Raw genomic sequence first — 19,364 nt, forward strand, 5'->3', positions numbered from 1 at the left:
GCACGGATGGTGCCGTTGGGGGACTTCCACATCTCAGTGAGCTTGTACTCCTCCACACGCTGGGCGTTGGGGGTGATGGTGGCGCACTTGACGGCCACGCCGTACTTCTTGGTGGCCTCGGCGGAGTCGATGGTCACCTGGTCCCGGGTCTTCTCCCGCTCGGGCAGGCCCAGGTCGTAATACTCGGTCTTCAGGTCAATATAGGGCAGCAGCAGCTCGTCCTTAATCTGCTGCCACAGGACGCGGGTCATCTCGTCCCCGTCCATCTCCACCAGAGGGGTGGACATCTGAATTTTTTTCATGGGCTTCTCCTCGGCTTTCCGATTGATTTCGATGGGACAAATTATACCGCCTCCCAGCCCAAAACGCAAGACTTCCGCAGGATTGCTTCATTTTTGGTTGTTTTGCCCGTTGTGCTTGCCGCCCTGAGCCGATATACTGTTCTTTGTCTATCGGAGGCTGCTGGCAACGCCTGACCGCGCGGGCCGGCGGCGTCGTCAAAAGGCCTTTTTTGAGAGGATGGTTGCGCTTTTGTTTGACAACAAGTCCCTGAAAAAACTGATTGTCCCCCTGATCATCGAGCAGTTTCTGGCCGTCATGGTGGGAATGGCCGACATCATGATGGTCTCCTCCGCCGGTGAGGCGGCGGTATCCTCCGTGGCGCTGGTGGACCTGATCAACGTGCTCATCATCAACATCTTCGCCGCCCTGGCCACCGGCGGGGCCGTGGTCTGTGCCCAATCCATCGGCGCGGGGCATCTGGACCAGGCCAACCGCTCCGCCAACCAGCTGGTATACATCGTCTCGGCCATCTCCGTCGCGTTGATGGTCCTGGTGCTGCTGTTCAGCCGTGCGCTGCTCGGCGTGCTCTTTGGGCAGGTGGAGCCTCCGGTCATGGAGGGGGCTATTACTTATTTCGTCATCTCCGCCCTGTCCTACCCCTTTATTGCCGTCTACAATGGATGCGCAGCCTTGCTGCGGTCCATGGGCAATTCCCGCGCCTCCATGTATGTCTCCGCCCTGATGAACGGTCTGAACGTGGTGGGCAACGCCATCCTGGTCTTCGGGTTTTCCATGGGGGTGGCGGGCGTCGCCCTGGCCACCCTTGTTTCCCGCGGGGTGGCCTGCGGGATCATGATGGTGCTGATGCACAGCCGCCGCAATCCCGTCCGGGTCGCCCAGCTGCTCCGGTTTCGCCTGGACGGGCGGCTCATCGGAAAGATCCTGCGCATCGGCGTGCCCAACGGTCTGGAAAACAGCGTGTTTCAGCTGGGCCGGGTATTGCTGGTGAGCATGATTTCCACCTTCGGTACCGCTCAGATCGCCGCCAACGCCGTGGCCAACAATATCGACAGCTTTGGGATCATTCCCGGGCAGGCCCTGGGGCTGGCCCTCATCACGGTGGTGGGGCAATGCGTAGGCGCACGGGACTGGGCGCAGGTGCGCGCTTACACCAAAAAGCTGGTGAAGATCGCCTACTGCTGCATTTGGGGCCTCAACGCCGTGCTGCTCCTGCTGCTTCCGCTCATCCTGCGCATCTACAACCTGTCCGATGCGGCCAGGCAGTACGCCTTCCTGCTCATCCTCATCCACAACGGCTGCGCTATGGCCCTATGGCCCCTCTCCTTTACGCTTCCCAACGCGCTGCGGGCCGCGGGAGACGTAAAGGTGCCCATGGTCATCTCCATGGTATCCATGGCCGCCGTGCGTCTGGTGGGCAGCTGGCTGCTGGGCGTCAAGCTGGGGCTGGGGGTGGTGGGCGTATGGATCGCCATGGTCGCGGACTGGGTGGTGCGGACCATTTGCTTTCTGCTGCGGGTGCGCCAAAAGCTCTGGAAGGAGCATCCATGAGCCGCTCGGCATAGGACGGCCGAGAGCGCTTCACCGCCGGCGTGCTGCCGGAGACGGAAACAGAGCCCGGCGCTGTGACCTATACTGTACGTCGGGGGATACCCTCTGGGCCATCGCCAGAGACACGGCGCCACCGTGGCCGCCCTGGCGCCGCTCAACCGCATCGCGGACCCCGATCTCATCGTTCCCGGACAGGTTTTGAAGCTTCCCGCCTAACACTGCGCGCCGTCCGGAGGCAATCTCCCTCTGGACGGCGCCTTCCTTTTCCGGTATAATGCAGTTAGCCTTGTTGGAACGATGGAAACGGGCGCCGTTTTGGGGCCGAACCGCCCTGCGTTTGGACGGTTTGCCCGGTTGCAAACAAGGCGCAACTGGTACTGCAAAGGAGTGTCCGGCATGTTACAGACCGTCATCCCCCAGGGGTATGCCCCCCGTCTCAATCTCTACGACACCCAGAAGGCCATCGGCCTTTTAAAGCGCCTGTTCGAGGATACCCTGGGCGGCGCGCTCCACCTGCGAAGGGTGTCCGCTCCGCTGTTCGTGGAGGCCTCGACCGGTCTGAACGACGATCTGAACGGCGTGGAGCGGGCCGTGTCCTTTGATATCCCCGCCGCCGGGCGGGAAGCCCAGGTGGTCCACTCTCTGGCCAAATGGAAGCGCATGGCGCTCTACCGCTACCAGTTTTCCGTGGGCGAGGGGCTGTACACCGACATGAACGCCATCCGCCGGGACGAAGAGCTGGACAACCTGCACTCGGTCTACGTGGACCAGTGGGACTGGGAAAAGGTCCTGGCCCCTCGGGACCGGAACACCAGCTACTTAGCGGATACAGTGCGCACCATCGTGAGCGCCATGTGCCAGACCCAGGACACCCTGCGTTCCGTCTTTCCCCAGCTCACCGCCCTGCCTCCCCTGGATGGGGAGGTATCCTTTGTGACCGCCCAGGAGCTGGAGGACCTCTGGCCCGGCCTATCCCCCCGGGAACGGGAGGACGCCTGGGTAAAGGAGCATCCCACCACCTTCCTGATGGGCATCGGCGGCGCGCTCAAATCCGGCAGGCCCCATGACGGCCGTGCGCCCGACTACGACGACTGGGACCTGAACGGTGACATCCTGCTGTGGAACCCGGTGCTGGAACGCGCCTTCGAGGTCTCCTCCATGGGAATCCGCGTGGACCCCGCCGCGCTGGACCGGCAGCTCACCGCCTCCGGCTGTGACGAGCGCCGTGCGCTTCCCTTCCACAAAATGCTGTTGGAGGGCAAGCTGCCCCTGACCATCGGCGGGGGCATCGGCCAGTCCCGTTTGTGTATGCTCCTTCTGGGCAAAGCTCACATCGGCGAGGTCCAGGCCAGCGTTTGGGATGAACAGACCATTTCCGCCTGTCAGGAAGCAGGGGTCATCCTGCTGTAATCGAATCCGCTATCGTCCCCACCGGCGCAGAAGGCTCTGCGCCGGTGTTTCTTCTGCCGGTTCACTTGTGCGCAGCAGGAAGACACTTTTGTTTTATGCAAAGATATTTCTTCGTTTGGCTTGACTTTCCGTTTTCTCTGTGCAAAAATACTTCTATCAGCAGAGGGATCCCCCTCTGTATTGTGCTTTTTGCCACATGAAAAAGGAGGCGATCATCTTACAACTGTCCCCCGTGCGCGTACAGATCATCAAAAGGAGAGGAGAACTAATCTCATGAAAAAATCCATTCGGCTGCTTTCCATCGTCCTGGCTGGCGTCATGCTGCTGAGCACCAGCGCGCTGGCCTGTACCGGCGTCTATGTCGGAAAGGACGTGAGCGATCAGGGTACCTACATCATCGCCCGCAGCGAAGATCAGGGCCAGAGCGATTACAACAAGATGTTCCTTGTGCAGCCCCACGTGGACAACGTGCCCGGCCGCTATATTGAGGATACCGCCACTGGCTTCCGGATCCCCCTGCCTGCCACGACCTACCAGTACACCTATGTGCCCGACTACACCCGGGGCGACGACGGCATGTACCCCGGCTCCTGCACCAACGAGTATGGCGTAAGTGTCACCGGCACGGTCTCCACCTCTACCTGTGACGCCTGGCGCTCCGCCGATCCCTTCATCGAGCCCGGCCTGCGCGAGGCCATCCTGGCCGCCGCCGTGGCCGCCGTGTCCAAGACCGCCCGCGAAGCGGTGGACGTGCTGCTGGGCTATGTGGACGAGTATGGCTCGGAAGAGGGCAATACCGTCATGATCAACGACCAGAACGAGGCCTGGTACATCGAGATCTACAGCGGCCATCACTACTGCGCCATGAAGATGCCCGACGACAAGGTAGCGGTGTACGGCAACCAGAACATGATCGGTCTGGTGGACCCCAACGCCACCGCTGAGGACGGCTACATCTATTCCGACGGCCTGTTCGACCTCATCGACGAACTGGGGCTCGCCGTCAAGGAGGGCGAGCTTTACCACCTGGCCAAATCCGTCACCAACAATAGCCGGCGGGACTCCAGCAACATGCGCAACTGGGGCGGCATGAAGCTTCTGGCGCCCTCCCAGGCGGGCGAGTATGATACCGACACCTTCTATCCCCTGTTCTATTCTCCCGACGAGAAGGTCAGCGTACTGGACGTCATGGACATCTACCGCAACCGCTATGAGGGGACCGAGCTGGACGTGACGCTGGAAGGCCAGACGGGCAACCGCGTCATCGGCACCCCCAATTCCTCTCAGATCCACATCCTCCAGACCTTCCCCGAGTGGCCCGCCGCGTGCGCCGCCATCGACTGGATCGCCCTAGGCAACACCGAGCACTCCGTGTTCATCCCCTTCTTCTCCGGCATCACCGATACGGCCGCGGCCTACAAGGTGGACGGGGACACTTACGATCCCGCCGGCGCCTACTGGAAATTCAAGCGCCTGTGCACTCTGGCCGAGCTGGACCGCTCTCTGTACAGCCAGAGCACCCGCGCCTTTTGGAAGCAGCAGGAGCAGCTGATGTACGACGAGATGATCCAGGCCGCTCCCACCATGATCGCAAAATACGCCGAAAGCACCGAGGCCGGCGCGGCCTACGTCACCCAGCTGGGCATCCAGATGGCCGAGCGTGAGATGAAGTATGCCGACAACCTGTATGCCAAGCTGTTCACCGCTGTGATGCACAATACCGGCCGTTCCGCGGAGCGTGTGGCCGCCTTCCTGGCCGACGTGCCCCTGCGCCAGGTGGCCGAGAGCAAGGGCTACACCGTCACCTGGAACGGCGCCGACAATTCCATCACCATGACCAAGGGCTCCGTCAGCTACACGGTGACGCTGGAGAGCTACGACTGCAAGGTGGCCGGCGGCGAGACCATCGAGCTGACGCATTATGTTTACAGCCGGGACGGCGTTACTTACATCCCCATGGACTTTGCCGACACCCTGTAATCCGCCCGACCCCCGACCGCAAGAAAAAAAGACCGCTTCGGCGGTCTTTTTTTCTTGCGGCCGATGTGCGTGTTCAGGCCTTTCGCAGCTCTTCCAGGAAGGCCGCGCCATAACGCTGAAGCTTTGCCTCCCCCACGCCGGAGACGTTCAGCAGCTCCCGCTCGGTCTGAGGGCGCTTGGCGCACATGTCCCGCAGAGCGGCGTCCGAGAAGACCACATAGGCCGGCACGCCCAGCCGCCGTGCCAGTGCCGCGCGCACCGCGCGCAGGCGGCCAAACAGCGCCTCGTTTTCCGGGGCCACGCCGCTGGGCCTGCCCGTGCGGCGCGCTTCTCCACTGGAACCGGACGCCCGCATCGTCACGCAGGAATCCCCCTCCAACACCCAGCGGGCCGCCTCCCCCAGCCCCAGCACTGGGTATTCCCCCTCGCTGCGGACCAGGCAGCCCTGGGCGATCAGGGCCCGGATGCAGTCGTTTACATGCTCCCGGCTCTCCCCCTTCAGCACGCCGTACCCCTCCAGGTGATTCAGCCCCCATTGGCGCAGCTTCCGGCTGTCCGCGCCCCGGACCAGATCACAGATGGTGCTCATGCCGAAGCGAGGCCCCAGCCGGGCCACACAGCGAAGGATAGCCGCCGCCTGGGCCGTCACATCCACCGCTTCCTGCTGCTCCAGACAGTTGCCGCAGCTGCCGCAGCGCCCCGGCGGCGTTTCTCCGAAGTACTCCAGGAGATACCGGCGCAGACACTCCCCGGTGTGGCAGTACCCGCTCATCCTGCGCAGGCGGGCGTAATCCCGTCTGCGCACCTGCTCCAGCTGTGCCTCGTCCAGCGCCTCGTTCTCCCGGTCCTGCTGAATCAGAAAGCGCGCGGTCTGCTCGTCGGCACTGCTGTAAAGCAGCACGCACTCCGCCTTCTCGCCATCCCGGCCGGCCCGCCCCGCCTCCTGATAGTAGCTCTCCATATCCTTCGGCATGTTGTAGTGGACCACATAGCGCACATCGGATTTGTCGATCCCCATGCCGAAGGCGTTGGTGGCCACCATGACCCGGATGCGGTCCCAGAGGAAGTCCTCCTGGCTCCTTCCCCGCTCCTCCTGCTCCAGTCCCGCGTGATAGCGTCCGGCGGGCACGCCCTCGGCCTTCAAAAGCGCGCACACCTCCTCCACCTTCTTCCGGGTGGCGCAGTAGACGATGCCGCTGTCCTCCCCGTGCCGCTTTACAAACTCCAGCAGCCAGGCGCGCTTGTCCTGCTCCCGGCCATGGCGCACCGCAAAAAACAGGTTGGGCCGGTCAAAGCCGGTGACGATCTCGTAGGGGTCCCGGAGCTGGAGCAGCTCCCGCATGTCCCGCCGCACGGCCTGGGTGGCGGTGGCGGTGAAGGCCCCCACCACCGGCCGCCGGGGCAGCCGGGCGGCAAAATCGGGGATCTCCAGATAGTGCGGGCGGAAGTCCTGCCCCCACTGGGAGACGCAGTGGGCCTCGTCCACCGCCAGCAGGGCGATCTCCGCATGCAGGGCAAAGTCCAGAAAACGCTCGGTCCCCAGCCGCTCCGGGGCCACGTAGATCAGCTTATAGCGCCCGGCCCTGGCCCGTTCCAGCGCCAGGGCGTACTGCCGCTCCGTGAGGGCGCTGTTGAAAAAAGCCGCCGGGATGCCCGCCTGCACCAGCGCCGCCACCTGATCCCGCATCAGGGAGATCAGGGGAGAGACCACCAGGGTGATCCCCTCCAGCAGCAGCGCGGGCAGCTGGAAACACAGGGACTTGCCCGCCCCTGTGGGCATCACCGCCGCCACATCCCGGCCGGAGCAGAGGGCGGAGACCACCGCCTCCTGCCCCGGCCGAAAGGAGTCATAGCCAAAATAGGTTTTCAGGGCCTCCAACAGTTCCATAGGTTCTTCTCCTTTTCCCGCATTCGCCCTGTAAGAGTACAATACATATTGGACAGTCGAATATGTATTGGACTCTTACACCGGGTCTTCCGGCCGCGGGGCGGCGGACGCTTGTCTCCGCCGCCCGTTTCTGTTCTGCTTAAAAAGGCGGACAGAACGCCGCCTCGGTCGGAACCAAGGGGGTATGCGCATGTACCGGGTGGTCATCATCGACGACGAATCCATGATACCGCCCGCTTCTCCCAGGTATTCAAGAAGCTGGAGGGCGTTTCCGCCGGAGACCAGCGCAACCTCCACTGTGGAACATAAGCCGGCCCCGCCCGTTCCACAGGCGGGCCGCAGCTTGCCATTTGGCGTTCCATCTGTTACAATCATATCAGCTGAACCGACTCCATTCCCGCAGATACGCGCGGCGTCGCCCGCAAGAAGGAGGGTATGACTTGAATTTTCTCTCCCCCGCCTTTTTTCTCTTTTTCCCCGCTGTGGCGCTGTGCTTCTTCCTGCTGCCCCAGCGGGCGCGGCCCTGGTGTCTGCTGGCGGCCAGCGCCCTGTTCTGCCTATGGGCGGGGGTGGAGTGTCTTCTCTTCCTGCTGTGCGCAGCCCTGGTGACCTATGCGGGCGCACGGCTGCTGGAGAACCGCTCCCAGCGGGGCCGGCGGGCTGTTCTGATCCTGGCTCTGCTTCTCCTCTTCGGCACCCTGTTTCTCTTCAAATACCTCTCCTTTACACTCTCCCTGACCCAGCGGCTGCTGGCCCTGACGGGCCGCCCCTGCTCCATTGCATCGCCGGAGCTGATCCTGCCGGTGGGTATCTCCTTCTACCTGTTCATGGCGGCGGGCTATCTCATCGACGTGTACCGGGGGGACCGGGCGGCGCAGCGCAGCTTCCCCCTGCTGGTCCTCTTCCTGTCCTTTTTCCCCCATCTGGTCTCCGGCCCCATCGACCGCTCCGGTCTGATGGATCTGCTCCGCACGCCCCCCGCCTTTGACTATGACCGCTTCCGCGCCGGGCTGCTGCGGTTTTTGTGGGGTGCCTTCAAAAAGCTGTGCATCGCCGACCGGCTGGCCATTCTGGTAAACGCCGTTTTCGCCGCGCCGGAACAGTTCGGCGCGCTGCAGGTGTTCGCCGCGGCCTGCGCGTTTTCGGTGCAGATCTACTGCGACTTCTCCGCTTACTCCGATATGGCTCTGGGCGTCGCCGGCGCCATGGGCATCCCCCTGATGGAAAATTTCCGCACCCCTTATTTCTCCCGCTCCATTGGGGAGTTCTGGCGGCGCTGGCACATCTCCCTGTCCTCCTGGTTCCGGGACTACCTGTACATCCCACTGGGCGGAAGCCGCAGGGGCTCCGGGCGGAAATACTGCAACATCTTCATCGTCTTTGCCGTCAGCGGCCTGTGGCACGGGGCCGGGCTCACCTTTCTGGTCTGGGGGCTGCTCAACGGGGCCTACCAGGCGGCGGGCGGCCTGACGGCGGGCCTGCGCAGCCGCTGCCGCCAGGCCCTGGGCCTGCGGGACGACTCTCCCGTCACCCGATGGTGGCAGATGCTGGTCACCTTCCTTCTGTCCACGCTGGCCTGGGTCTTTTTCAAGGCCGCCTCACTCTCCTCCGCCCTGGCGGTGCTGCGCGGCATGGTCTCCGGTCCCCTGCTGGTGCGCCCCATCCTGGCAAACACCGGTCTGGACCGTGGCGAATGCCTGGTGGCCCTGCTCTGCCTTGCGGCGCTGTTGGCGGTGGACCTGCTCTCCCTGCGCCGGCGCGTGTGCGAGCGCTTTTTGACCCTGCCCCGGCCGCTCCGGTGGGTCCTGGTGCTGGCTCTGCTGCTGACGGTGGCGGTCTTCGGGGTCTACGGCACCGGCTATGACGCGCAAGACTTCATCTACTTCAAATTTTAGGTGGCGCTATGAGGAACGGAAAAGAACGGATCTTTGCCGCCGCCTTCGCGGTGCTGGCGGCGCTGCTGCTTGGACTGGCCGGGCTGGCTCTGCGTCCGGCACGCGTCAACTACGGCGCGGTGTGGGGCCCCTATCGCGCCGAGCCTGCAGACAGTCTGGACTATCTGTACCTGGGCAGCTCCTACGCCTACTGCGACGTAAACCCCGCCCTGGTCTACGACGCGTCCGGTCTGACCGGCTACGTGCTGGCAGGTCCGGAACAGACCCTGTCCCAGACCTACTACTACCTGAAGGAGGCCCTGAGGACCCAGTCCCCACAGGCGGTGATCCTGGAGGCCTCCGCCCTGCACTTCGCCCGCTATCAGAGCTACACCCAGATCAACGTCGGCTATATGCCCTTTTCCCGGAACAAGCTGGCGGCCATCTTCCGGGCTTCTGAGCCGGAGCTGCGCACCGGGCTGCTCTTTGAGCTGTACTTTTACCATGACCGCTGGAAGCAGGTCTCCCCCGGCGACGTTCTGGACACGTTCGCTCCGGACCGGACCGACCTGCTCAAAGGCTACACCGCCGTGGACGGACTTGCCTCCGGGCTGGAGGACGGGCCCTTTCGGCGTCCGACGCAGGAGGAGGACCTCTATCAGGAAAACCTGGCCTGGCTGGGAAAGATCCTGACCCTGTGCGAGCAGGAGGGCATCCTGCCCCTGGTGGTCTTCCACCCCACTTACAGCCGCTTCGCTCCGCAGGTCTACACCCAGATCGCCGCCGATGTGGCGGCCTTGTCCCCATCGGCCCTCTGCCTGGACTGGAGCGGCGACTTTGCTTCCGCCGGCCTGGACCCGCTGACGCATCTCTACGATGCGGGGCACCTGAACCGGGCGGGCGCCGCGCGTTTTTCCGCCTGGCTGGGCGTATATCTGACGCGCGACGCAGGCCTGACGCCCCGACCCCAGACGGCGGAAAATACCGCCGCCTGGCGACAGGCCGCGGATGTTTGGAAGGCATCCTGAGCAACTGCCGGGGGGGGGGCCGCAAAAGCGGCCGCCGCCCGGCAGTTGCTCAAAAACGTCTCGCAGCGTGCGCCCCAACGGGCCGCACCCCCGCGCTATTTATGATAGAGCTTGTTGGTCTCATAGGTGGGCTCGCAGGTCAGGCGCAGGCCCAGCTTGCCGTAGATGCCGGTATCCACCGGAGAGAGGATGACCGTGGAGTGGGCCTCGCAGCCCCGCAGCCGGGCCAGCTGGTCCAGCGCCCGCTTGGCCAGGGGGTTGGTCGTGGCGGAGATCGCCAGGGCGATCAGCGTCTCGTCGCTGTGCAGGCGGGGATTGTTGGACCCCAGGTGGCTGACTTTGACCGATTGGATGGGCTCAATGGCCTCCGGTGAGATCAGGTGGGAGCCGTGATCGATCCCTGCCAGGCGCTTGAGGGCGTTGAGCAGCGTGGCGGAGGTGGCCCCCATGAGGGCCGTGGTCTTGCCGGTAACCACCTCCCCGCCGGGCAGCTCAATAGCGGCGGCGGGGTTTCCGGTCTCCTCCGCCACCCGGGCGGAGGCGGCGATGACCGGCCGGATGGAGGCGTCCACCTTGGCCTGCTGCATGATCAGCTCCAGCTTGTACACCAGCTCGTCGTCGGCCTGACCGGTCCGGCGGTCGCACAGGGCGGCGTAGTACCGGCGGACGATCTCCTGCCGCGCGGCGGCGCAGACCGCTTCGTCATCCACGATGCAGCAGCCCGCCATATTCACCCCCATGTCGGTGGGGGACTTATAGGGGCACTCCCCCATAATTTTTTCGAACATGGCGGAAAGCACCGGGAAAATCTCCACATCCCGGTTATAGTTCACCGTGGTCGCTCCATGGGCGGCCAGATGGAAGGGATCGATCATGTTTACGTCCCCCAGGTCCGCCGTGGCGGCCTCGTAGGCCAGGTTCACCGGGTGCTGGAGGGGCAGATTCCAGATGGGGAAGGTCTCAAACTTGGCGTAGCCCGCCTTGACGCCCCGCTTGTACGCATGGTAGAGCTGAGAGAGGCATACGGCCATCTTGCCGCTGCCGGGGCCGGGGGCGGTGACCACCACCAGGGGCCGGCTGGTCTCGATATAGTCGTTTTTGCCGTATCCCTCGTCGCTGACGATGAGGGGGATGTTATTGGGGTAGCCCGCAATGGGGTAGTGCAGGTATACCCGCATTCCCAGGCTCTCCATCCGGCGCTTGAAGGCGTCCGCCGCGGGCTGGGCGGCATACCGGGTCACCACTACGCTGCCCACGTACAGCCCCTGGCTCCGGAACGCGTCGATGAGGCGCAGCACGTCCACGTCGTAGGTGATGCCCAGATCCCCCCGGATCTTGTTCTTCTCGATATCGCTGGCACAGATGGCGATGACGATCTCCGCCTTATCGGCAAGCTCCTGAAGCATCCGGATCTTGCTGTCCGGCGCGAAGCCCGGCAGCACCCGGGAAGCGTGGTGGTCGTCAAAGAGCTTCCCGCCGAATTCCAGGTAAAGCTTGTTGCCGAACTGTCCGATCCGTTCCCGGATGCGGCTGGATTGGAGGTCCCGGTATTTCCCGTTGTCAAAGCCGATCTTGTCCATTGTATTCCATGCTCCTTTGCACACAATTCAAATTAGTATAGCACAAAAAGGGGAGCTTGAAAAGGGCTTGCGTTCCCTTGCCAACAGGGGCAGTATCCAGCAGAGAAACTGTACAGGGCCGCGCCTGCAGGCGCAGATCGGCAGGGGAACAAACGCAAGATCCGCCCTGCCAGGCATAGCCGGGGCGGCATTGCTTTTTTGAAAAACAGGTGCGGCGGACCGTCATCCACGATCCGCCGCACCTTCGCCTGTGAGAACGCCGCCTCACAGGCGCTCGATAATTCCCGCGGCCCCCATGCCGCCGCCGATGCACATCGTCACCATACCGTACCGGCCGCCGGTATGTTCCAGATAGCTCAGCGCCTTGCATGTGAGAATGGCGCCGGTAGCGCCCAGCGGATGCCCCAGGGCCATGGCGCCCCCCCACGGGTTAACCCTGGCCGGATCCATGCCCAGGGTACGGATACAGGCCAGGGCTTGGGAGGCAAAGGCCTCGTTGAGTTCGATGGTATCCATCTCCTCCAGGGTGAGCCCCGCTTTCTTCAACGCCTTTGGCACGGCTTCAATAGGGCCTACGCCCATGACCTCCGCAGGCACGCCGCCGGTGGCGAACGTGACAAAGCGGGCCAGCGGCTTAAGGCCCATGGCCTGGGCCCGCTCGGCCGACATGAGCACCACAAAGCCGGCGCCGTCGGTGCGCTGGGAGGAGGTGGCAGCGGTAACCAGACCATCCTCCAAGAAGCAGGGCTTCAGCTCCGCCAGTTTCTCCGCCGTAGTACCGGGGCGAATCCCCTCGTCCCGAATCACCGTGACGGCCTGTCCATCGGCTCCGGGGATCTGGACGGGGATTATCTGCCCGTCAAAACAGCCCTGGACCTGGGCCTGGGCTGCCCGGCGGTGACTTTCGGCGGCCATGGCGTCCATGTCCGCCCGGCTGATGTTCCAGCGCTTGGCCACGTTTTCCGCTGTAATCCCCATGATGGTGTATACCTCGGGCCGGTGCTCCCGCAGCCAGGGGTCCGCGTCCTCCACGCCGATGAGCATGGGCACCATGGACATGGACTCCACCCCGCCGGCCACCATGATCGCTTCCTCGCCGCAGCGGATGGCATTGGCGGCGGTGGCGATGGTCTGCAAGCCGGAGGAGCAGTAGCGGTTGACCGTCTGGGCCGTAACGCTGTCCGGCAGTCCGGCCCTCTGTACAATAAGCCGGGCCATGTTGGCCCCCTGGACCCCATAGGGCATGGCACAGCCCATGATCACGTCGCCGATCTCCTCGGGACGGAGGCCGGGGACCCGCTCCAGCACGCCCAACAGCGCCTGTGCGCCGTATTCCACCGGGTGCACCTGGGCGAAGGCTCCCTTACCGGCCTTGCAGCAGGCGGTGCGCCCGTAGGCCACGATCACCGCGTCTTTCAATTGCGTCTGCATATATGATTTCCTTTCCAGCCGTCTCCGGCGGTCAGGGGAAAAGGCCCCGTCCGCGGGGCGGCGTTACTTTAGTTGATACTGTTCCAGCTTTTCATAGAGCACTGTGCGGGAAATCCCCAGCAGTCCGGCGGCCTTGGCCCGGTTCCCGTTGGCAGCAGCCAGCGCATCCCGGATAAATTCCCGTTCAAACGCCTGGCGGGCAGGGCGCAGGCGGAAGTCCCCGCTGCTGGTCACCTGGCGGCGCTTGCGGGCCTGCAGGCGCTGCTCCAGCTGGAAGAAATCCTTCCGCCGCAGGATGGGAGAGGCGGCCGCGTTCATGGCGCTCTCCACCGCATTCTGCAGTTCCCGCACATTGCCCGGCCAGTCGTAGTCCATCAGCAGCTCCATGGAACCGGGGCCCACGCCTTCGATGACCATGCCGAGCTGACGGTTGAGCTGCCGAATGAAATTCTCCACCAGCAAGGGGATGTCTTCCTTCCGCTCCCGCAGGGTGGGCGCCTGGATGCGGATCACATTCAGGCGATAGTACAGATCGCTGCGGAACTGTCCGGTCTCCACGAGGGCCTCCAGGGGGATATTGGAGGCGGCGATGACCCGGACGTCGATGGGAATGCTCTTGTCCCCGCCCACCGGGTCGATCTCACGCTCCTGAAGCACCCGCAGGAACTTGGGCTGCATGGTCGGGGTAAGCAGGTTCACCTCGTCCAGGAAGATGGAACCCTTGTTGGCCAGCTCGAAGCGGCCCGCCTTTCCCTTTTTTGCCGCCCCAGTAAACGCGCCCGTCACATAACCGAAGAACTCCGACTCCATCAGCTCGGCCGGGATGGCCGAACAGTTTACCCGCACGAAATTGGCCGAGCGGCGGACGCCGCCGGCGTGGATCGCGTGGGCGATCAGCTCCTTGCCGCTGCCGGTCTCTCCCTCTATGAGCACGGTAGAGGCGGAGTGGGCGGCCTGGTAGATCTGCTCCTTGAGGCGCTGGATGGCGTCGCTTTTCCCGATGATGTTGTCCATACTATAGCGTGCGCCCCGTATGCGTGAGAGCTCTTTCTTATAGAATTCGACCTCCCGGGACAGCTCGCTCAGCCGTGCCGACACATCATCCACATTCTGTTTTCCGTAGACGATCACATAGATAAAAACGCCGATAACCTTGCCGTTGGCGTCCAGCCGCGGGATATAATTGGTGACCGCAGGGACTCCTTGGGCCCGGACCACCTGGGCCAGAACGGGCTTTCCCGTGCGCAGCACCTCGGGCGCGTGGGTATCCGGAAGCAGCTCCCACACCTTGCGTCCCAGCGCGTCCTGGGCCGTATGACCGGTAAAGCGCTGCCAGCTCGGGCTGACATAGATATAGGTGCCCGTCTCGTCCAGCACCGCAGCCGCGTCCAAGTTCTCGATAAACTGCATCATGCAGGCCTGGTCCAGCTTGTTCTTCTGTTCCATACCGCCGCCCCCCAGCGTTGCACAGGTTCTTTTTACTATATCAGCGGCCCCCTCCCCTCCGCAATTGACATTCTGTCTAAATTCACACTTTTTCTTTGTATATAACAGAGAAAGTTCCTGTTTTATCGCATTTTTAGTTTATTTTTGTTCATTAGGCATCCAGATTATTTTAAAAAATGTAATCTTTTTATGACATGTCCGCTTTTCTTTGCATGCGTCTGTTTGGCCCTGAATTCGACTGACTCCAGTGGGTTTCAGGGCGTGTGGAATGTTCCCTGTGCCCGAAACTCCGAACACTCCCGTCCTGCTCTTTTCCCGATCCGGTTTGGCAAGCCCTTGGCGGCGCTTGCTTTTTTCCGTCAGGCGCATTTGGCATTCCATTTGCTTATATCTCTCGTGTGCAGGCGGCAGCCGCCCCCCGGTGTTCCGTCTAAACCGCGCAGGACGAAAAGAAGGAGTGTGTTTCACGTATGAAAATCATTGATCTTTCCATCCCCATTGAGTCTGATCTGCCCAGCGACCCTGAGATTCAGATCCCTCGTATCCAGTACTGCAACCACAAGGACACGGCGGAACAGATGGCGGGTTTCTTTCAGGGCTGCACCGTGGACGACCTGCCCGAGGGCAACGGCTGGGGCATTGAGTTTTTGAAGGTCTGCACCCATTCCGGCACCCACGTGGACGCCCCCTATCACTATTATCCCACCATGAACGGAGGGGAGAAGGCCTGGACCATAGACGAGGTTCCCCTGGATTGGTTTGTGGGCGACGGCGTAGTGATGGACTTTCACGACAAACCCGACGGATACAAAATCACCGCCCGGGATGTGGAAGACTACTTCAAGCGCATCCACTACACCCTGAAGGCCGGCGACATCGTGCTGCTCCGCACCGATGCGGACGACCGCTGGGGCAAACCCGAGTACCTGGTGGCAGGCGCCGGCATGAGCTATGAGGCCACCATGTGGCTGCTCAATCAGGGGGTGCGCGTCGTCGGTACGGACGGTTGGAGCTGGGATGTGCCTCTGCCCTTTGAGGGTCAGGAGTTTGAAAAAAACCACGACGCCTCCATCATTTGGGAAGCCCACCGGGTAGGCCGGGACAAGGCCTACTGCCACATTGAGAAGCTAACCAACCTGGACCAACTGCCCGTCACCGGCTTCAAGGTGAACTGCTTCCCCGTAAGCATCAAAGCGGCCTCCGCCGGCTGGGCGCGCGTGGTCGCATTCGTGGAGTAATCCTATCGCCGGAGCGCGCGGCTCCCTGGAAAGAAAGTGAGGAAATGTATGAACGCCAACACCATTTTTCTGGTTCTGTTTGTGATTTTCTGTGGTATTCTGGTCGGCTGTGGCATCGTCAGCAAGCGTTGGGTCAAGGAGTCCTCGGACTATATTCTGGCTGGACGTGAGATTTCCACCTTCATCAACATGATCGGCGTGTGTGCCATCGGCTTTGCCGGCACCACCGTAGCCCTGGCTCCCGGCTTTGCCGTACAGCTGGGCCTGACCGCTTCCTTCGCCTGGGGCAGCATCTACGGCATCTGCGGCTTGCTGCTCTTCGCCCTGCTCTTCTCCAACTTCATCCGCCGCTGCGGCGCGCAGACGCTTCCTGAGTATCTGGAGATGCGCTATGACGGCAAGGTCCGCTCCGTAGTGGCCATCACCTCCGTGGTCGGCATGTCCGGCATCCTGGCCAACAACATCGTCTCCTGCACCAATGCCATCGCCGGATTCACCAAGTGGAACGCCACCTTAATTATGGCGGTTATTTTCCTGGTGATTATTGCCTTTACCTTTATTTCCGGTCTGTGGGCCACCACTCTGACGGACTTCTTCCAGGTCACGCTGGGCGTGATCATCGTGCCCACCATCCTCATCCTGCTCTGCCAACGCTACGGCTGGCTGGATGCCATCAACGCTGCTTGGCCCGGCGGGAACGCCTTCGCCGCCGGCATCACCGGCGGCGCCCTGAAGGGGATCGCCCCCACATACCCCTCGGTGCTCAACTTTGTCATCTGCTTTGCCGCTGCGTTGGTATGGGGCAACAATTACTACTGGATGAAGATCGCCAACTGCCGCAGTGAGAAGGTCGCCCGCAAATCCTTTGTCCTGGCTGCCATTATTCTGGTGGTCGTCTTCTGCATCCCTCTTGGTATCATCGGCGCCTTTGCCGGCGCCTTCCTGGGCGAGAATTTCGCCGCTCCCTTCGGCTCCGGCTCTGTGGCGCCCACCGGTGCTTACGGCCTGATCGCCTCTACCTTCCCCGCCTTCCTGGGTTCTTTCTTTGTCATCGGCGCCGTAGCCGCGTCGGTGTCTACCGCCTCTACCTCCGCTTTGGGCGCCTCCGCAGTGGCCACCCGCGATATTTATCAGCGCATGATCAACCCCAAGGCGGACACCAAGACGGCCCTGAAGGCCTCCAAGTGGATCATGGTGCTCATCGGCGTGCTTACCTGGGTCCTGTGCCTGTTCCCGGGCGGCCCCACCTATCTGTTTGCCTTTGCCAACTGCTGGCTGGTGCCTCCTGCCATCCTGCTGGGCCTGGGCGCCATCTGGCCCAAGTTCAACTCCCGCGGCGCCATCTGCGGCGCCCTGGCCGGTATGATCACCATGGCTGTGTTCACGCTGCTGGGCGACGTATTCAAGGTATTCGCCATTAACAAGTACATTTACCTGGCCACCCTGGGCTTCTTGGTGACTCTTGTGGTAGCTGTGCTGGCCTCCCTCACCGGCAAGCCTAAATACTACGGTGAATCCAACTGGGAGCGGGTCCCAACCGCCTCCAACCGCAAAGACGTGAAGCTGGATGCCACCGACCTGCAGGTACTGGAGATGATCCGAGTGGGCCACTGCTACATGGCCGACCTGACCGATGCGCTGGGCGTGGACTCCAAGACCTCCTCTGCGGCCGTGGAACACCTGGATCAGGGCGGCTACATCGTCCGCGCCGGGATGCGCGGCTCCAAATTCTATACCTTCTCCATCACCGATAAGGGCCGCGCCGCCCTGCCCGTCCTTGGAGGCCGGGAGAGCGAGATGGCCAGGGAATGCCTGACCCCCCTGTATGTCCAGCTGCTCAAAATCGTCAAGGACACTCCTGAGAAGCAGGCTGAGTTCCTTCAGAAAAACGGAATCAAGTCTATGCGCATGTCCTCGATCTGCTCCCACCTGACCCGTCAGGGCTACATTGTGGAGGGCGGTCTGTTCAAGCGGAAGCTGCGCATCACCGATAAGGGCATAGCGGCGGTCCAGAAGTACGCCTAAGCCGCTTCCCCCACACACTGGCATCCGGAGGACAGGGCCGCTATGATGCCCCGTCCTCCGGTCTGTAAAAGGAGTTTTTTCCATGCCTCAGGAAGAATACCGCCGGAAGCGGACCACCGCCGATGAGGAAGCCGCCCGGATCCGTTCCGGAGATACGGTGTATCTGGCGTGCGGCTGCCTCCTCCCTGTGGACTTCGCCGCCGCTCTTTACCGGGCGGCCCCCCGTCTCCGGAACGTCAAGGTGCTCAACTACCTTCCCCTGGAGCCCCTCGCCCTGCTCAGCGATCCCGACTGCGGCGAGGCCTTTGACGTCTGTTCCATCTTTTATAACAAGTTTCAGCAAAGCGCGCAGGCCTTGGGCCGATGCAGCTTTCTCCCCACCCATTTGCGCAACGCCGCCCGGGACCTGGGCTGCGCCGCCGAGTCGTACGATTGTATGGTCCTTACCGTCTCTCCCATGGACCGGCACGGGTACTTTTCCCTGGCCGGCTCTGCCGGGATCGAGCTGGCGATGCTTCCCCGGGCCCGTCGCCTGGTGGTCGAGGTGGCCTCCCACGCCCCACGCATTTTTGGGGATACCATGCTCCACATCTCTCAGGTGGATGCTGTTCTGGAGTCCGACCGTTACCCCTGCGTTCTCCCCTCCGAGATCCCCGACGAAGCGGACCGCCAGCTAGGCCAGGTGGTGGCCGGCCTGGTAGAGGACGGCGACACCATTCAGCTGGGCTTCGGCGGCACCATCAACGCTCTGGCGTCCGAGCTGAAAGGCAAGCGCCATCTGGGCATCCATACCGAAGCCCTATCCGACGCCGGCATGGAGCTGCTGCGCAGCGGCGCAGCAGACAACAGCCGCAAGACGCTCCACCCAGGCCGGACGGTGACTTGCTTTACCATGGGCAGCCAGGCTCTCTACGATTTCATTGACGACAACCCCGCCTTTCTGCACAAGACGCTGAGCTATACCAACAATCCGTCCGTCCTAGCCGCCCATCCGGGCATGACCTCCATCAACGCTGCACTCCAGATCGACTTGACCGGTCAGTGCGCCTCAGAAGGGCTGGGCACCCGGCACATCTCAGGCAGCGGCGGCCAAGTGGACACGTCGGTGGGCGCCCAGATGGCCCCCGGCGGCAAGTCCATCATCACTCTGCGCTCCACCTATCAGTCCCGGGACCCCAATACCGGGGAGACCCGCATCCAATCCCGCATCCTGCCCGTCCTTCCGCAGGGAGCGGCTGTGACCCTGACCCGTACGAATACACACTTCGTGGCCACCGAGTATGGCGCAGTGTGCCTGCGGGGGCTGACCATCCCGCAGCGGGCGCGTGCCCTTATCCGCATTGCCCACCCCGACTTCCGCCCCTGGTTGGAGGACGCCTTTGAGCGGCAGTACCATCAGCGGCTGCCCCGTTCCTGAAGGACCCCATAAAACGATTGAATTGAGGTGTATTTTTATGAACAGCAGCAAGACGATCATCACCGTCGCCACGACCGGCGCTTGGCCCACCAAGGCCAATAACCCCAATGTCCCCATGACGCCCGAGGAGATCGCCGAGGACGTGTACGCCTGCTGGAAGGCGGGCGCCGCGGTCGCCCACCTGCACATGCGCGAC

At 62.7% G+C, this 19,364-nt stretch carries 14 protein-coding genes; 9 read left to right on the forward strand and 5 right to left on the reverse strand.

The window, feature by feature from the left end; all coding sequences use genetic code 11:
• Window positions 1–302, reverse strand: a 302-nt coding sequence (locus tag MR825_RS06520; RefSeq protein WP_287879648.1) for an isocitrate/isopropylmalate family dehydrogenase, incomplete at its 3' end; no start/stop codon positions are given.
• Between the two features lie 217 nt (window positions 303–519).
• Here MR825_RS06520 and MR825_RS06525 point away from each other — a divergent pair.
• The 3 genes from MR825_RS06525 to MR825_RS06535 all read left to right on the forward strand — a co-directional run bounded on the left by MR825_RS06525 (window position 520) and on the right by MR825_RS06535 (window position 5,241).
• Window positions 520–1,851, forward strand: coding sequence for an MATE family efflux transporter (locus MR825_RS06525; RefSeq protein ID WP_369807612.1), 1,332 nt, complete (start codon window positions 520–522; stop codon window positions 1,849–1,851).
• Window positions 1,852–2,247: 396 nt separating this feature from the next.
• Window positions 2,248–3,261 (forward strand): aspartate--ammonia ligase, encoded by a 1,014-nt coding sequence (asnA, locus tag MR825_RS06530; RefSeq protein ID WP_287879650.1) that lies wholly within the window; start codon window positions 2,248–2,250, stop codon window positions 3,259–3,261.
• A gap of 273 nt (window positions 3,262–3,534) precedes the next feature.
• On the forward strand, window positions 3,535–5,241 hold the full coding sequence (locus MR825_RS06535; protein WP_256175842.1) for a C69 family dipeptidase: 1,707 nt from the start codon (window positions 3,535–3,537) through the stop codon (window positions 5,239–5,241).
• Window positions 5,242–5,314: 73 nt separating this feature from the next.
• Here MR825_RS06535 and recQ read toward each other — a convergent pair whose 3' ends face one another.
• Entirely contained in the window at window positions 5,315–7,129 is a 1,815-nt protein-coding gene (recQ, locus tag MR825_RS06540) for a DNA helicase RecQ (RefSeq protein WP_287879654.1), read from the reverse strand.
• Between the two features lie 440 nt (window positions 7,130–7,569).
• Here recQ and MR825_RS06545 point away from each other — a divergent pair, with 440 nt between their 5' ends.
• Together MR825_RS06545 and MR825_RS06550 are read left to right on the forward strand one after the other, a co-directional pair.
• The gene (locus tag MR825_RS06545) at window positions 7,570–9,024 is read left to right on the forward strand and encodes an MBOAT family O-acyltransferase (RefSeq protein WP_287879657.1); all 1,455 of its coding nucleotides are present in this window, start codon (window positions 7,570–7,572) and stop codon (window positions 9,022–9,024) included.
• Between the two features lie 8 nt (window positions 9,025–9,032).
• The gene (locus MR825_RS06550; protein ID WP_256175848.1) at window positions 9,033–10,031 is read left to right on the forward strand and encodes a hypothetical protein; all 999 of its coding nucleotides are present in this window, start codon (window positions 9,033–9,035) and stop codon (window positions 10,029–10,031) included.
• Window positions 10,032–10,126: 95 nt separating this feature from the next.
• On the opposite strand, the gene MR825_RS06555 is transcribed toward MR825_RS06550, so the two are convergent.
• The 3 genes from MR825_RS06555 to MR825_RS06565 all read right to left on the reverse strand — a co-directional run bounded on the left by MR825_RS06555 (window position 10,127) and on the right by MR825_RS06565 (window position 14,488).
• Window positions 10,127–11,611, reverse strand: coding sequence for a DUF1846 domain-containing protein (locus tag MR825_RS06555; RefSeq protein WP_186908051.1), 1,485 nt, complete (start codon window positions 11,609–11,611; stop codon window positions 10,127–10,129).
• Window positions 11,612–11,875: 264 nt separating this feature from the next.
• Window positions 11,876–13,042, reverse strand: a complete 1,167-nt coding sequence (locus MR825_RS06560) for a thiolase family protein (protein WP_186908052.1) — start codon at window positions 13,040–13,042, stop codon at window positions 11,876–11,878.
• Window positions 13,043–13,105: 63 nt separating this feature from the next.
• A complete protein-coding gene (locus tag MR825_RS06565) occupies window positions 13,106–14,488 on the reverse strand; it encodes a sigma-54 interaction domain-containing protein (RefSeq protein WP_243204785.1) in 1,383 nt (460 codons plus the stop codon).
• Window positions 14,489–14,958: 470 nt separating this feature from the next.
• Here MR825_RS06565 and MR825_RS06570 point away from each other — a divergent pair, with 470 nt between their 5' ends.
• From MR825_RS06570 to MR825_RS06585, 4 genes are all read left to right on the forward strand, one after another.
• Entirely contained in the window at window positions 14,959–15,726 is a 768-nt protein-coding gene (locus MR825_RS06570; RefSeq protein WP_256176586.1) for a cyclase family protein, read from the forward strand.
• 48 nt (window positions 15,727–15,774) lie between these two features.
• Window positions 15,775–17,751, forward strand: coding sequence for a sodium:solute symporter family transporter (locus tag MR825_RS06575; protein ID WP_186908055.1), 1,977 nt, complete (start codon window positions 15,775–15,777; stop codon window positions 17,749–17,751).
• Window positions 17,752–17,833: 82 nt separating this feature from the next.
• On the forward strand, window positions 17,834–19,168 hold the full coding sequence (locus tag MR825_RS06580; protein WP_186908056.1) for an acetyl-CoA hydrolase/transferase family protein: 1,335 nt from the start codon (window positions 17,834–17,836) through the stop codon (window positions 19,166–19,168).
• Between the two features lie 37 nt (window positions 19,169–19,205).
• On the forward strand, window positions 19,206–19,364 hold a 159-nt coding region (locus MR825_RS06585; RefSeq protein ID WP_287879669.1), incomplete at its 3' end, for a 3-keto-5-aminohexanoate cleavage protein.

The organism is Lawsonibacter sp., assembly GCF_022777125.1.
Lineage (GTDB): Bacteria > Bacillota > Clostridia > Oscillospirales > Oscillospiraceae > Lawsonibacter_A > Lawsonibacter_A hominis.

Bases quoted from the DNA above. Each gene is read 5' to 3' on its own strand.
- MR825_RS06555 (WP_186908051.1), bottom strand. From the start codon at position 11,611: ATGGACAAGATCGGCTTTGACAACGGGAAATACCGGGACCTCCAATCC.
- MR825_RS06570 (WP_256176586.1), top strand. From the start codon at position 14,959: ATGAAAATCATTGATCTTTCCATCCCCATTGAGTCTGATCTGCCCAGC.
- MR825_RS06580 (WP_186908056.1), top strand. From the start codon at position 17,834: ATGCCTCAGGAAGAATACCGCCGGAAGCGGACCACCGCCGATGAGGAA.
- MR825_RS06560 (WP_186908052.1), bottom strand. From the start codon at position 13,042: ATGCAGACGCAATTGAAAGACGCGGTGATCGTGGCCTACGGGCGCACC.
- MR825_RS06575 (WP_186908055.1), top strand. From the start codon at position 15,775: ATGAACGCCAACACCATTTTTCTGGTTCTGTTTGTGATTTTCTGTGGT.
- MR825_RS06535 (WP_256175842.1), top strand. From the start codon at position 3,535: ATGAAAAAATCCATTCGGCTGCTTTCCATCGTCCTGGCTGGCGTCATG.
- recQ (WP_287879654.1), bottom strand. From the start codon at position 7,129: ATGGAACTGTTGGAGGCCCTGAAAACCTATTTTGGCTATGACTCCTTT.
- MR825_RS06550 (WP_256175848.1), top strand. From the start codon at position 9,033: ATGAGGAACGGAAAAGAACGGATCTTTGCCGCCGCCTTCGCGGTGCTG.
- MR825_RS06565 (WP_243204785.1), bottom strand. From the start codon at position 14,488: ATGGAACAGAAGAACAAGCTGGACCAGGCCTGCATGATGCAGTTTATC.
- MR825_RS06525 (WP_369807612.1), top strand. From the start codon at position 520: ATGGTTGCGCTTTTGTTTGACAACAAGTCCCTGAAAAAACTGATTGTC.
- asnA (WP_287879650.1), top strand. From the start codon at position 2,248: ATGTTACAGACCGTCATCCCCCAGGGGTATGCCCCCCGTCTCAATCTC.